This window comes from Prauserella sp. PE36, assembly GCF_003311655.1.
Taxonomy (GTDB): domain Bacteria; phylum Actinomycetota; class Actinomycetes; order Mycobacteriales; family Pseudonocardiaceae; genus Prauserella_A; species Prauserella_A endophytica.
The window spans coordinates 1-14,121 of record NZ_QEQT01000088.1 but is presented as its reverse complement, the minus strand read 5'-3'; the positions used below and the strand labels follow the sequence as shown (position 1 = coordinate 14,121).

At 71.3% G+C, this 14,121-nt stretch carries 9 protein-coding genes and 1 pseudogene; 3 read left to right on the top strand and 7 right to left on the bottom strand.

Annotated features, from left to right (window positions below):
- The first annotated feature begins 201 nt into the window (after positions 1-201).
- Positions 202-2,307: a RecQ family ATP-dependent DNA helicase gene (locus DI005_RS26905; RefSeq protein WP_112275604.1), complete on the top strand. Its 2,106-nt coding sequence runs from the start codon at positions 202-204 to the stop codon at positions 2,305-2,307.
- A gap of 137 nt (positions 2,308-2,444) precedes the next feature.
- A complete protein-coding gene (locus DI005_RS26900; RefSeq protein ID WP_112275603.1) occupies positions 2,445-3,725 on the top strand; it encodes an MFS transporter in 1,281 nt (426 codons plus the stop codon).
- A 10-nt stretch (positions 3,726-3,735) separates the two neighbouring features.
- Here the strand turns inward: DI005_RS26900 and proB are convergent, their stop codons facing one another.
- The 5 genes from proB to DI005_RS26875 all read right to left on the bottom strand — a co-directional run bounded on the left by proB (position 3,736) and on the right by DI005_RS26875 (position 10,327).
- Positions 3,736-4,851, bottom strand: a complete 1,116-nt coding sequence (gene proB, locus DI005_RS26895) for a glutamate 5-kinase (protein WP_113644088.1) — start codon at positions 4,849-4,851, stop codon at positions 3,736-3,738.
- Complete coding sequence (gene obgE, locus DI005_RS26890; RefSeq protein WP_113644028.1) at positions 4,844-6,295, bottom strand: GTPase ObgE; 1,452 nt, start codon at positions 6,293-6,295, stop codon at positions 4,844-4,846. The genes proB and obgE overlap by 8 nt, the downstream gene beginning before the upstream one ends.
- A 118-nt stretch (positions 6,296-6,413) precedes the next feature.
- Complete coding sequence (rpmA, locus tag DI005_RS26885) at positions 6,414-6,671, bottom strand: 50S ribosomal protein L27 (protein WP_110342822.1); 258 nt, start codon at positions 6,669-6,671, stop codon at positions 6,414-6,416.
- 31 nt (positions 6,672-6,702) lie between these two features.
- Positions 6,703-7,017: a 50S ribosomal protein L21 gene (rplU, locus tag DI005_RS26880; protein ID WP_112275601.1), complete on the bottom strand. Its 315-nt coding sequence runs from the start codon at positions 7,015-7,017 to the stop codon at positions 6,703-6,705.
- Positions 7,018-7,168: 151 nt separating this feature from the next.
- A complete protein-coding gene (locus DI005_RS26875; RefSeq protein WP_113644027.1) occupies positions 7,169-10,327 on the bottom strand; it encodes a translation initiation factor IF-2 N-terminal domain-containing protein in 3,159 nt (1,052 codons plus the stop codon).
- 543 nt (positions 10,328-10,870) lie between these two features.
- On the opposite strand from DI005_RS26875, the pseudogene DI005_RS26870 reads away from it, so the two are divergent.
- Positions 10,871-12,253 (top strand): annotated as a pseudogene (locus DI005_RS26870) (S8 family serine peptidase); the annotation flags it as partial.
- A gap of 12 nt (positions 12,254-12,265) precedes the next feature.
- Here the strand turns inward: DI005_RS26870 and DI005_RS26865 are convergent.
- Together DI005_RS26865 and DI005_RS26860 are read right to left on the bottom strand one after the other, a co-directional pair.
- Positions 12,266-13,093, bottom strand: a complete 828-nt coding sequence (locus DI005_RS26865; protein ID WP_113644026.1) for an ABC transporter permease — start codon at positions 13,091-13,093, stop codon at positions 12,266-12,268.
- Positions 13,094-13,096: 3 nt separating this feature from the next.
- On the bottom strand, positions 13,097-13,900 hold the full coding sequence (locus DI005_RS26860; RefSeq protein WP_113644025.1) for an ABC transporter permease: 804 nt from the start codon (positions 13,898-13,900) through the stop codon (positions 13,097-13,099).
- Positions 13,901-14,121 lie beyond the last annotated feature (221 nt).

The following is a 14,121-nucleotide window of genomic DNA, read 5'->3' as shown; positions in this document are numbered from 1 at the left end:
ACCGGCGATCTGGGGACTTCACCGGATGCCAGTCACACCCCGCGCGTGCCTGGCATGCCGGTGTGACTTGCCGCCCGCGCGAACGTGACGCCACCTCAAGATGTGATCCGAGTCACATTAGGCCGATTTCTGGCAGTGAGCGTTCCGTTCGCTCCGGGCCTGGGCAGACATCGTCGGAGCCATGCTGTAGAGCTGGTTTTCGTGGACATCGACACCCTTCGTCAGCGGGCCGAGACCCTGCTGCAGGCACTCGCCGGCGCTGACGCGACCCTTCGCGAGGACCAGTGGACGGCGATCGAGGCGCTCGTCGCCCACCGGCGCCGTGCACTCGTCGTGCAGCGCACCGGCTGGGGAAAGTCGGCCGTGTACTTCCTCGCCACCGCACTCCTGCGCGAGCACGGCGCGGGGCCGACGGTCATCATCTCGCCGCTGCTCGCCCTGATGCGCAACCAGATCGCCGCGGCAGCCCGCGCCGGCATCCACGCCGCCACGATGAACTCCGCGAACCAGCAGGAGTGGGACGACGTGCAGGCGAGGATCGCGGCCGGCGAGGTCGACGTGCTCCTGGTGAGCCCCGAACGCCTGAACAATCCCGACTTCCGGGACTCCGTGCTGCCCAAGCTCGCCGCGTCGGCCGGGCTGCTGGTGGTCGACGAGGCGCACTGCATCTCCGACTGGGGCCACGACTTCCGGCCCGACTACCGGCGCCTGCGCACGCTGATCGGCGACCTGCCCGACGGCGTGCCCGTGCTCGCCACCACGGCGACTGCCAACGACAGGGTGGTCACCGACGTCGCCGACCAGCTGGGCATCGGCCATCGCGACGGCACCCTGGTGCTGCGGGGCTCCCTCGACCGCGAGAGCCTCCGCCTGGCGGTCGTGCGGTTGCCGACGGAGGCCGCACGGCTGGCCTGGCTCGCCGACCGGCTGGCCGAGCTGCCGGGGTCCGGCATCATCTACACGCTCACGGTTGCCGCCGCGAACGATGTCGCGAACCTGCTCGCGGAGCGCGGTTACCCGGTGGCCGCCTACACCGGCAAGACCGACCCCGCCGACCGGCAGGCCGCCGAGGACGACCTGCTCGCCAACCGGGTCAAGGCACTCGTGGCTACCTCGGCGCTGGGAATGGGCTTCGACAAGCCGGACCTCGGCTTCGTCGTCCACCTTGGAGCGCCGGCCTCCCCCATCGCCTACTACCAGCAGGTCGGCCGCGCAGGCCGCGGTGTCCGGCGCGCCGAGGTGGTGCTGCTGCCCGGCAGCGAGGACGTGGAGATCTGGAACTATTTCGGCTCGCTGGCCTTTCCCGACCGCAACCGGGTGACCCAGGTCCTCAACGCGCTCGCGTACTCCGACCGTCCTTTGTCGACAGCGGCGATCGAGCCGATGGCGGAGCTCTCCCGCTCACGGCTGGAGATGGTGCTCAAGGTGCTCGACGTCGACGGGGCCGTGCGCCGCGTGCGCGGCGGATGGGAGGCCACGGGCCAGGAGTGGCACTACGACGCCGAACGGTACGACCGCGTGCGCCAGTCCCGCGCCGCGGAGCAGCGGGCGATGCTGGACTACGTCGCCACGCCCGGCTGCCGGATGGAGTTCCTGCGCAGGCAGCTGGACGACCCGCACGCGGAACCGTGCGGGCGGTGTGACAACTGCACCGGACAGCACTGGTCCACCGACGTGTCCGAGCAGAGCACGGAAGCCACCCGCGAGCAGTTGAGCAAGCCCGGCGTCGAGATCACGCCACGCCGCCAATGGCCGACCGGCATGGCTTCGCTCGATGTCGCGTTGTCCGGCCGGATCGGCAAGGACGAGCAGGCTGAGCCGGGCCGGGTCGTCGGCAGGCTCACCGACGTCGGCTGGGGCGGGCGGCTGCGCGAGCTGGTGGGCACACAGGCGCCCGACGGACCGCTGCCCGATCCGGTGTTCCAGGCGTGCGTGTCGGTGCTCGCGGCCTGGGACTGGGCGGCACGTCCGGCCGCGGTCGTGGCGATTGACTCACACACGCGACCACAGCTTGTCCGCGAGGTGGCAACCCGGCTCTCCCAGATCGGCAAGCTGCCCCTGCTCGGCGCCATCGAGTCCCAGGGTCCACCGCCCCGGCGGGCGAACAGCGCACAGCGGCTCGCCGACCTGTGGCGGCGGCTGACCCTGCCGGCCGAACTCCGCTCGGCGGTGGCGGAGGCCGGTGGTCCGGTCCTCCTCGTCGACGACGTGGTGGACACGGGCTGGACCATGACCGTCGCCGCGTACCTGTTGCGCCAGGCGGGTGCGCCCGCAGTGCTCCCGTTCGCGCTCGCGGCCACGGCGTAGAACGGAATCGCCGATGATCGTGCTGATCACGCGCCGCCATTCGCCGGAACTCATTTCCGTTGCGGTTGGAGACCTTCCACCACACCGGTCCGTGTGGCAAAGTGCCAACTCACACTTCGGTGAGGTGGAGGGTCGACATGACCGAGTCGAACGTGAATGCGCCCGTACAGCACCGGCTTCCGGTGCGCAAGCTCTTCGCCGCGAGCGTCGGCAACGCCCTCGAATGGTTCGACTGGACCATTTACGCGACCTTCAGTATCTATTTCGCCAGCGCGTTCTTCCCCGGCGACCTGGCCCAGATCAACACCTTCGCCACCTATGCGCTGGCGTTCTTCTTTCGGCCACTCGGCGGAATGCTGATCGGCCGTTTCGCCGACCTCCGCGGCCGCAAGCCAGCCATGATCTTCACAATCGTGCTGATGGCGGGCGGCTCGCTCGTCATCGGCCTCCTGCCGACCTACGCGCAGGTCGGCTGGCTGGCTCCGCTCCTGCTACTCCTAGCGCGCGTGGCACAGGGCCTCTCGCTCGGCGGCGAGGTGTCCAACGCCTCTGCCTACCTCGGCGAGATCGCGCCCAAGGAACGGCGCGGCCGCTACTCCTCGTTCTTCTACATCTCCACGGGCAGTGCGGTCCTGCTCGCCTCCGTCCTCGGCTTCACGCTCGCGCGCACAATGGACGAGGCCCAGTTGGAGTCGTGGGGCTGGCGCATCCCGTTCCTGCTCGGCGGTGTGCTCGGGCTCGTCGGGCTCTGGCTGCGGTCCAGCCTCCACGAGACCGAGCAGTTCAAGGACAACAAGGCCGTGGCCCGCCGCGTGTCCCGGCCGCTGCTCACCACGTTGCGGAAGCACCCGAAGGCCGTGGGGCAGCTCGTCGGCTTCACGATGCTGTCGACGCTGTGCTACTACACGTTCTTCAGCGCGCTCACTCCGTTCGCGGTGAACACGCGCGAGGCGGACGACGTCGACGTGTTCCTCGCCCTCTCGATCGCGACGGCGCTGTTCGTGGCGTTACAGTACCCGATGGGCATGCTGTCGGACCGATTCGGCCGCAAACCGCAGCTGCTGGTGTGGTCGGCGGCGACGGCCATCCTGATCGTCCCGCTCTCCACCCTGGTCGGTCCCGGACTCGGTGGGCTGCTCGTCGTGTTCTGTGTCGGCCTCGGGCTCTACACCGCGATGACGTCGATCGCACCGGCGATCATGAGCGAGCTGTTCCCGACGTCGTTGCGCGGCCTCGGCATCGGAGCGTGGTACAACCTCACGGTCGCCGTATTCGGCGGCACGGCTCCGCTCGTGATCACCGCGCTGTCCGACGCAGGCGCCTCGACGCTGTTCTTCTGGTACGTCGCGGTGGGAGCCGCGATCGCGTTCTTCGTGATCCTGCGCCTGCCGGAGACCAACCGCAGCGAGTTGCGTTAGGACGTACGGGTCAGCGGTGCCGCAACGGCACGAGATCGTCGGCGTGCACGACCTCGCGTCGTTGCTCGGGCGGAAGGTCGTGGGTGGAGCGGCCGATCAGCTCCGGAAGCTCGGTGACGTCGAAGGCCACCACACCGCGGGCAACGACCTGCTGCGCGGGGTTGACGAGGTCGACGACGTCGCCTGCTTGGAAGTCGCCGTCCACACCGGTAACGCCGGCGGCAAGGAGCGACCGCCTGCGGCGCACCACCGCGGCCACGGCACCGTCATCGAGATGCAGCCTGCCGGTGGATCCCGCGGCGTAGCCGAGCCAGAACCGCCGCGCGGACAGGCGTGAGCCTGCGGCGCGGAAAACGGTGCCGACCTCGGCGGTGCCGAGGGCCTCGCGGGCGTCGGCGGCAGCGGCGATGAGCACGGGGACACCGCTGGAGGCCGCCGTGCGTGCTGCGGCGACCTTCGACATCATGCCGCCGGTGCCGAGGCCGGAGCTCGACATACCGACGGACAGTCCGTCCAAATCGGACTCGTCCGCGACCTCGGTGATGCGCCGAGTTCCTCCCGCGCGGGGGTCTCCGTCGTAGAGAGCGTCCACATCGGAGAGGAGGACGAGTGCGTCGGCCCGGATGAGGTGGGCGACGAGTGAGGCGAGGCGGTCGTTGTCGCCGAATCGGATCTCCTCGGTGGCGACGGTGTCGTTCTCGTTCACCACGGGGACGGCGCCGAGTGCCAGCAGCCGGGAGAAGGTCCGCTCGGCGTTGCGGTAGTGGGCACGGCGCACCACGTCGTCCGACGTCAACAGCACCTGGCCGACCGTGAGCGAGTAGCGGCCGAACGACTCGGCATAAGCGTGGGCGAGAGCGAGCTGGCCGACGCTCGCGGCCGCCTGCTGGGTCGCGAGGTCCCGGGGGCGCTTGCCGAGCGACAGCGGAGCCAGTCCCGCGCCGATCGCGCCCGACGACACCAGCACGATCTGGGCCCCTCGCGCGACGCGCTCGGCGATGGCGTCGACCAGCGCGTCGAGCCTGACGACGTCGAGCCCGTCGCCCGCGGTGGTCAGCGCGGAGGAGCCGACCTTGACGACCAGGCGCGACGCGGCGGCGATGGCGGCGCGGGTTTGGTCACTCACCGGCGTCCTCACCGGACTCGGGCTCTCCTTCGCGGCGGACCCTGCGGGCTTCCTTGCGCTCGGCCGCGGTGACGCGGCTGCGGTGCTCCAAGCGGGGGTCCGTGCCCCGGCCCGCAAGGTGGGTCACGGCGCCCGGAGTCGACGGCTCCCACTCGAAGCTGTAGTCGCCGATGGTGACCTGGCTGCCCGGCTCCGCGCCCATCCTGGCCAGCTCTTCCTCGACGCCGAGGCGGTTGAGCCGGTCCGCGAGGTAGCCGACGGCCTCGTCGTTGCCGAAGTCGGTCTGCCGCACCCAGCGTTCGGGTCGCGGGCCGCGCACGATGTAGGCGCCTGGCTCGTCGGGGTCGGGCGCCACCGAGAAACCGGAGTCGTCGACGGCGCGCGGTGTGAGCACGATCTTCGCCGGCGTCGGCGCGGGCAGAGCGGCCCGGTACGACTCGACGACCTCACCCAGCGCGAAGGTCAGCTCCCGCAAGCCCTTGCGCGACACCGTCGAGACCTCGAAGACGCGCAGGCCCCGTGCCTCCAGGTCGGGTCGCACCAGCTCAGCGAGCTCCGCGGCGTCCGGCACGTCGATCTTGTTGAGCACCACAACGCGTGGCCGGTCGGCGAGGTCGCCACCGAGCGCGGGCGTGTAGCGCGCGAGCTCCTCCTCGAGCGCGTCGATGTCCGAGACCGGGTCGCGGCCGGGCTCGTACGTGGCGCAGTCGATGACGTGCACCAGCACCGCGCAGCGTTCGATGTGCCGCAGGAAGTCGAGGCCGAGGCCCTTGCCCTGGCTGGCACCCGGGATCAGCCCGGGAACGTCCGCCATGGTGAACACGGTGTCGCCCGCGGTGACCACGCCGAGGTTCGGCACGAGTGTGGTGAACGGGTAGTCGGCGATCTTCGGCTTGGCCGCCGAGAGCACCGAGATCAGCGACGACTTGCCCGCGGACGGGAAGCCCAGCAAACCGACGTCGGCGACCGAACGCAGCTCCAGCACCAGGTCACGGGTCTCGCCCTCCTCGCCGAGCAGCGCGAACCCCGGCGCCTTGCGCGCCCGCGAGGCCAGCGCCGCGTTGCCGAGCCCGCCCCGGCCGCCTTTGGCGGCGACGAAGGTGGTGCCCGCGCCGATGAGGTCCGCGAGCACCTCGCCGTCCTCGGTGAGCACGACCGTGCCGTCCGGCACGCGGAGCTCCAGGGTCTCCCCCGCTGCGCCGTTGCGGTTGCTGCCCTGGCCGGGCCTGCCGTTGCCGGCCCTGGCGTGCGGGCGGAAGTGGAAGTCCAGCAGGGTGTGCACGCTGGGGTCGACGATCAGCAGGACGTCGCCGCCGCTGCCGCCGTTGCCGCCGTCGGGCCCACCGAGCGGCTTGAACTTCTCACGGTGCACCGAGGCACACCCGTTGCCGCCGTTGCCGGCGGCCAGGTGGATCACCGCGCGATCGACGAAGCGGGATGCCATTTTGTGCCTCTCCTGCCGAGCTGGAATGTCTGCCACAAGCACGAACGAGGGGCGGGTCCGGATGTGTTCCGGGCCCGCCCCTCGTTCGAGTGTGCTAGCGCTTGCTGGCCGGGCCGGTTCAGGCCTCGACCGGCACGATGTTGACCGTCTTGCGGCCGCGCTTGGTGCCGAACTGCACCGAGCCGGCGGCAAGAGCGAACAGCGTGTCGTCGCCGCCACGGCCGACGTTCACGCCCGGGTGGAACTTGGTGCCGCGCTGGCGAACCAGGATCTCGCCGGACTTGACGACCTGACCACCGAACCGCTTGACGCCGAGGTACTGCGGGTTGGAGTCACGACCGTTGCGGGAGCTGGACGCGCCCTTCTTGTGTGCCATCTCTGGTCACCCTCCTCTGAAAGCGTCAGGCTTACTTGTTGATGCCGGTGACCTCGATGCGGGTCAGCTTCTGCCGGTGACCCTGCCGCTTGTGGTAGCCGGTCTTGTTCTTGAACTTGTGGATGCGGATCTTGGGACCCTTGGTCTGCTCGACGACCTTGCCGGTGACCGAGACCTTCGCCAGCGCGTCGGCGTCCGCGGTGACCTCGCCGCCGTCGACGTAAAGCACGGCGGGGAAGGTGTGCTCGGTGCCCGGCTCGCCCTCGAGCTTCTCGACCTCGACGACATCGCCAACGGCGACCTTGTACTGCTTGCCGCCGGTCTTGACGACTGCATACGCCGACACGGAAGTCTCCTGCTTGCTCGACTGTGGGTGGGGGCTCACGCGAACGGTCCGCTCTGGGCGTCCCAAGCTTCGCGCGCGGCGACCCGCTCCAACAGCGGGCCGCTCAGCAGTTTACTGTGCGCCCTGTTCACCGGGCGCACGGGGGTGGTCATCAACCGTTCTCCTGCGCGTGCACCGGCGGTCCCGCGGGACGGCTCGCCGCCCGGCGCGGACGCCGGGTGGTGGTGCGCACGGCGGGTGCCGGGACCGACGGCTGCTCCGGCTCGGCCTCGACCGACTGCTCCTCTCCGCCCTGCGCCTTCTCCGCGGCCGCGGGGCTCGTGGCGGGCTCGGGCGTGGCGACCTGGTGGGTCGGCGTGTGCCCGTTGAGCGGCCGCGCGGTGGGCTCGGCCTGTTCCGCCCGTCCGGCCTCGGCGGCCTGTTCGACCGCGGGAGGCCCCGCGGGCCGCGACGCCCTGGCCGGCCGCCTGCTCCTCACGGGCTCGGCCTGCTCCGGCTTCGCACCCTTCTCGGCCTCCGCGGGCTGCTGCTTGGCGGCCTCCGGCTCGGTGGGCAACTCGGCCGCGCCGGGCGCGGCCTGGACCGGCTGCTCCTGCTCTGCCGCGGCGGGCTCGGCCTGGACCGGCCGCTCCGGCTTCGCACCCTTCTCGGCCTTCTCGGGCTGCGCGGCCTTCTCCGGCTGCGCGGCCTTCTCGGGCTCGGCCTTGTCGGATTGCCCAGCCTTCGGCGCATCGGCGGGCTTGTCTGCTTTGTCGGCTTTGTCGGCCTCGTCGGGCTTGCCGCCGGCCGCCTTCGAGGCGTTGGCCATGGCCTGCACCGCCGAGACGACGGACTCACGCTGCACGGGGGTCGGCCCGCTCGGCGTGGCCTCGGCCGTGCGCGCGGCCTCCTCCTCGCCACCGCCGCCCTTGCCGCGGCCGCGGGAGCGCCGTCCGCCCCCACCGCCACCGTGCTGGTGACCGTTGCCGTTGCCGCCGCCGTTGCCCTTGTTCGGCTCGGTGGTGACGATCACGCCGCGGCCCTTGCAGTGCTCACACGTCGTGGAGTAGGCCTCCAGCAGGCCGGTGCCGACCCGCTTGCGGGTCATCTGCACGAGCCCGAGCGAGGTGACCTCGGCGACCTGATGCCGGGTCCGGTCACGGCCGAGGCACTCGGTGAGCCTGCGCAGCACCAGCTCACGGTTGGACTCCAGCACCATGTCGATGAAGTCGATGACGATGATGCCGCCGATGTCGCGCAGCCGGAGCTGGCGGACGATCTCCTCCGCCGACTCCAGGTTGTTGCGGGTGACGGTCTCCTCGAGGTTGCCGCCGGAGCCGGTGAACTTGCCGGTGTTGACGTCGATCACCGTCATCGCCTCGGTGCGGTCGATGACCAGGTAACCGCCGGAGGGCAGCCACACCTTGCGGTCGAGCGCCTTGGTGAGCTGCTCGTCGATCCGGTGCTCGGCGAAGACGTCGCCGTTGCCGACGTAGCGCTTGAGCCGGTCGGTCAGGTCCGGCGCCACGTGCTCGACGTAGGCGTGGATGGTCTCCCACGCCGTGGCGCCCTGGACCTCCAGCTTCGCGAAGTCCTCGGTGAACAGGTCACGCACGACCTTGACCAGCAGGTCCGGCTCCTCGTAGAGCAGCACGGGGGCGCTGGACTTCTTGCCCGAGCCGGTCGAGGAGTCCGCCTTCTCCTTGATGATCTCCCACTGGGCCTTGAGCCTGCGGACGTCGCGGGCGAGCTCCTCCTCGCTGATGCCCTCCGACGCGGTGCGGATGATCACGCCGGCGTCCTCGGGGACGATGCGCTTGAGGATGTCCTTGAGCCTGCGCCGCTCGTTCTCGGGCAGCTTGCGGGAGATGCCGGTGGCGCCGCCGGCGGGAACGTACACGAGGAACCGGCCGGGCAGGGAGATCTGCGTGGTGAGGCGGGCGCCCTTGTGGCCGACCGGGTCCTTGGTGACCTGCACCAGCACGTTGTCGCCCGTGGAAAGCGCCTGCTCGATCTTGCGGGCCTTGCCCTCCAGCCCGGCGGCGTCCCAGTCCACCTCACCGGCGTACAGCACGGCGTTGCGGCCGCGTCCGATGTCGATGAACGCGGCCTCCATCGAGGGCAGCACGTTCTGCACGCGGCCGAGGTAGACGTTGCCCACGATCGAGCCGCTGCCCGATGTGGTCACGAAGTGCTCGACCAGAACGCCGTCCTCGAGCACGCCGATCTGCGTCGAGTCGCCGCGCTCGGCGACGACCATGGTGCGCTCGACGGACTCTCGCCTGGCCAGGAACTCGGACTCGGACAGGATCGGCGCCCGCCTGCGGCCTGCCTCCCGGCCGTCCCGGCGGCGCTGACGCTTCGCCTCGAGCCGGGTCGAACCGCGCACGCTGCGCACGCCGTCACGGGCCTCGGTCTTGTTGTCGGCGGCCTTGCCGTCACGCACGTGCACGACGGTGTTCGGCGGATCGTCCGTGCCCGAGCCGTCCGTTCCGTCGTCGTCCCCGCCCTTGCGGCGGCGACGGCGGCGACGGCGCTTGCTGCCACCCTCGCCGTCGGTCTCGTCCTGCTCGGCGCTCTCATCGGCCTTCTGGGCCTGCTCGTCGGCGTCCTCGGCTTTGGCCTCGCCACCATCGGCGGCCTCGGAGTCCGCCTGCTCGTCGGCGGCGTTGTCGTCGCCGCCCTTGCCCCGGCCCCGGCCTCGACGACCCCGGCGGCGACGCCTGCGGCCGCCCTCGCCCGCGTCGCCCGACTCGCCGTCGGCGCCCTGCTGCTCCTGCTCGTCGGCCTCGGCCTCGGCCTCGGCCTCGTCCTGCTCCGGCTTCTCTGGCTTCGCTGCCTTGTCCGTTTTCTCCTGCTTCTTGGGAGCGGGCTCGGCAACGGGCTCCGGCGGCAGGAACACCGGCGAGGGCGCCGCGAACACAGGCGTGTGCACGGGCCGCGGTGCGGGGGCGGGCTCGGGCTCCGGGGTGGCGGAAGCGGCCGGGGCCTGCTCGGCGGGCTGCTCCGGCTCCGTGGGCGTCTGCGGGGCAGGCTCGGGCGGGGTCACGGTTTCGGCACCGCCGGCCTCGGCGGCCTCCTCGACGGCCTCGTCGAGCGCGCCCAGCGCGTCGGCGACCTTCAGCGCCACGTCCTTCGGCACGCTCGACTGCGCGCTGCGCGCGGTCTCGCCCAGCTCGGCGAGCTTCGCGAGTACCTCACGGCTGCTGGAGCCCAGCAGCTTCGCCAGGGCGTGCACCCTGACCCGGTTCGGCAGCTCTGCCAATGCGCCGGCAGTGGATGTGGCGGTAGTCCCGCCTGTGTTCTCGGCGGGTGTCTCCGCGTTCGACATGTGTCTCCTTCGCCCCCGGGCGCGTCTGCCGGCCCGCCCCGGCCGAGGAGAGTTTCCCCGGCACCGGAACCGGCTGGCAGAACGCGGCCGCACAGGAGCCGTTTCCTGTTTTGTACCGCCGTGGTGGGGTCCACCGCCGACGGGAATCCTTGCCTCTCATGCCACTGAGTAGCCGGTGGTGCCGGCACGCCCGCAGTGGCGGGTCCCGCGGCGACGTCCTGACCGAGCTCTGGCCACTCGGTACCTCCCGAGTCGTCGAGCCGCCTGGCGCGGGATGCGCGGGGCGGCGACGACCTGGAGCTCTTTCAGCACGTCACCGGGCCGCCGACCGTCGCTCACCACCCCTTCCGTGGCGACAACGGCTCAGCAGCCGTCACCCAGTATCCCACACGGCCGGGCGGACGCCGTGTGGTTGGGGCCGCCGGACACCGGCCGGGGGAACTTCCGCCGACAGCTTGTCCGGCCCCGACCGGCTCGTTACCGTGCGCACGGCAGGGGAAACGGCGTCGGCCGCCCGGTGCGGTCTTCGGAGGTCCAGTACTGGTGCGTGGGAGTGTGCTGGTCGCCTGCGCGGCCCTCGTGGTCACCACCACGCTGGGCACCGCGAGTGACGCCACGGCGGATCCCGGTGACGCGTGTCCGGGTCCGGGCGTGTCGCTGCGCTATCTCGTGCTGTTCGACCGGGGAACGCCCGAGCGGGACGCGGCCAGTGCGATCGAGAACGCCTGCGGTGAGGCGACCGGCTACTACCCCGAGATCGGCGTGGCGGTGGCCACCTCGGCCAGCCCGGAGTTCGCGGGCGCGCTCGGCGACGATCGCGCCTACAGCGCCCAGGCCGAACGCGACGTGGACACCCCGGCCCCGGCGGCGTCGCCCACCCGGCCCGGTCCGATCGCGACCGGCGGGAACGTGCCCGCCGCCGACCTCACCGGCGAGCAGTGGGACATGCGCGCAGTGCGCGCCGACCTGGCCCGCGCGGTCGACCCTGGCAGCGCCGACGTGGCCGTGGCCGTGCTCGACTCGGGCATCGACGCCGCCCATCCCGACCTGGCCCACGCGGTGGACGAGTCGCTGTCGGCGGGCTGCCTCACGGGCGTGCCGGAGCAGTCCGAAGAGGCGTGGGCGCCGACGGCCTCGCCGCACGGCACGCACGTCGCGGGCATCGTCGCGGCCGCCGACGACGGCAAGGGCATCGCGGGCGTCGCGCCCGGTGTCCGCCTCGCCTCGGTGAAGGTGATCGACGACCAGGGCTACGTCGACCCCGAGGCCGCGGTCTGCGGGCTCATGTGGGCGGCCCGCAACGGCATCGAGGTGGCCAACAGCAGCTTCTCCGTGACCTCGCCCGGAACACCGTGCACGAGCAGCGAGGGCCAGGCGGTGATCCGCGAGGCGCTCGCGCGGGCCGTGGAGTACGCCGACGAGGCCGGCACCCTCAACGTCGCCGCCGCCACCAACGGCGCGCTCGACGTCACGCCGTCGCCGGCGAGCGGCTCCGCCGGAGAGGAGGGCTCCTGCGAGGTGCTTCCGGCCGGGCTGCGCGAGACGATCGCCGTGTCGGCCGTCGACCACGCCGGGGTGAAGGCCGGCTACAGCTCGTACGGGCTCGGGGTGATCGATCTCACGGCCCCGGGCGGTGAGGGAGAACACTGCGTGCTCTCCACCGTGCCCGGCGGCTACGAGCCGCTCTGCGGCACCTCGATGGCGGCGCCGCATGTCTCGGGCGTGGCCGCGCTGCTCGCGTCGGCCCGGCCGGGCGCGACGCCGGCAGAGCTGCGCGAGGCGCTTGGCGAGCAGGCCGAGCCCGTCGCCTGCCCCGAGGACTACGACCTCAGCGGCAACGGCATGCAGGACGCCTACTGCGCCGGGTACCTCGGCTACAACGGCTTCTACGGCCGGGGCATCGTCGATGCGTTCGCCGCGGTGTCCGACGGCGAGGGGTCACCGGAGCAGGAGCCCCGAGAGCCTGCGGGACGCCCAGTGGACCCCGAGCACGGCGAGGACGGCGAGGTACGCGACGTGCCCGATCATGCTCGCGTCCAGGACGCCGACCGAGAACCCGCGCATCAGCTCGACGGCGTGGTACAGGGGAAGGCACTGCACGGCGTACTGCAGGGGCTCGGGATAGACCGACAGCGGGTAGAAGGTCGTTGAGAAGAAGAACATCGGCATCACGGCGAGGTTGATGTAGTCGAACTGCGACGGCGACCGCAGGAACGTCGTGCAGGCCATGCCCACCGCCGCGAACGCGAACGACACCAGCAGTGCCGTGGGCACGAGCAGCAGTGCCCACGGTGAGGCGACGAGCCCGAGCACGCCCATCACGCCGAAGAACGCGAGCGCGTACAGGCCACCGCGCAGCACCGCCCAGGCGATCTCGCCGAGCGCGATGTCGAGTGGGCCGATCGGCGTGGCCAGCATCGCCTCGTAGGTCTTCTGGTAGCGGAACTTGAAGAACACGCCGTAGGTGGAATCGAACACGGCGCCGTTCATCGCGGAGGCCGCGAGCAGCGCCGGGGCGACGAACGCGACGTAGCTCAGCGTCTGCCCGCCCGGCCCGGTGACCTCGCTGACCAGCTTGCCGAAGCCGATCTGAAAGGCCAGCAGGTAGAACAACGGCTCGAGGAAACCGGAAAGGAAAACCAGCCAGGCCCGCGAGTAGGCCAGCGCGGAGCGTTCCACGAGCGCGCTCGCGCGGCCCGCGTAGAGCGAGGGCGGCAGGATGCGCAGCAGCAGTCCGCCGCGCGCCGGGGCTTCGGTCGTCACCATCGCTCACACCACCAGCCGCCGGTAGAAGTAGCGCCGGGCCGCGAGCCCGCCCGCCGCGAACACGGCCACCAGGAACGCCACATGCCCGAGCGCGGGCAAGACGCCCAGACCACCGAGTGTGGCCCCTCGGGCGAGCTCGTTGCCGTGCCACAGCGGGGAGATCCACGCCAGCCACCGGATCGCCGCCGGAATCTGCTCGATCGGGAAGAAGGTGCCCGCGAACAACAGCATCGGCATCACGATGAACCGGAAGATCGACGTGAACCGCGAGCCCTCGTCGTAGGTGGTGGCCGCGACGGCCATGAGCGGCGCCGCGCAGGCCATGCCGGTGGCCGCGCCGACGAGCACGACGAGGATCGCTCCCGCGTTCAGCCAGGCGCCGAACGGCCAGGCGATCAACAGGTACACCACGCCGGAGAGCAACAGCCGGATCGCCACCCAGATCAGCTGTCCTCCGAGCACCTGGCCCGCCGTGACGGGTGTGGAGGTGACCGCGATGAAGTCCTTCTGCCACTTGAACCCCGACAGCACGGGAAACGTCGACTCGCCCACCGCGTACTGCACGGCGCCGGCGACGAGCAGCGCCGGGGCAACGTAGTGCACATAGGCCAGTCCGCCGGTGGCGGGGCCGGGCTCCACCTGCGAGCCGAACCCGATGCCCATCGCCAACAGGTACAGCAGCGGCTGCAGGCCCGAGGAGTACAGATTGGACCGCCAGTAGCGGCGGTACCACGTCCAGTGGCCCTCGACCCGCAGCCAAGCCGCGCGCCACGAGCCGACGACACGTCCAGAGGAGACGGCGGCCATGTCAGTGCCCCCTCGAGCAGGGTCCAGCACGGTTCTCCGCCGCCAAGCCGCCCGCCGGCCGCGTCGCGGAAGCGCCCGGGTACGTCCGGTGCGAGGACGCTCCCGCGCCTTGCAGGCGAACACCCGCGTCCACGGACAACCACACCGACCTTCGTTGACGGGGCACTAGTGCCCTCCGCCGGGAGTCTGTTGCTTGAGTCGGTGGATCCAGGTTTCCGCTG

What these genes read in the sequence shown, in the direction of transcription:
- DI005_RS26900 (WP_112275603.1), top strand. Translation starts at nt 2,445, where the DNA reads ATGACCGAGTCGAACGTGAATGCGCCCGTACAGCACCGGCTTCCGGTG.
- obgE (WP_113644028.1), bottom strand. Translation starts at nt 6,295, where the DNA reads ATGGCATCCCGCTTCGTCGATCGCGCGGTGATCCACCTGGCCGCCGGC.
- rpmA (WP_110342822.1), bottom strand. Translation starts at nt 6,671, where the DNA reads ATGGCACACAAGAAGGGCGCGTCCAGCTCCCGCAACGGTCGTGACTCC.
- DI005_RS26875 (WP_113644027.1), bottom strand. Translation starts at nt 10,327, where the DNA reads ATGTCGAACGCGGAGACACCCGCCGAGAACACAGGCGGGACTACCGCC.
- DI005_RS26865 (WP_113644026.1), bottom strand. Translation starts at nt 13,093, where the DNA reads ATGGTGACGACCGAAGCCCCGGCGCGCGGCGGACTGCTGCTGCGCATC.
- DI005_RS26860 (WP_113644025.1), bottom strand. Translation starts at nt 13,900, where the DNA reads ATGGCCGCCGTCTCCTCTGGACGTGTCGTCGGCTCGTGGCGCGCGGCT.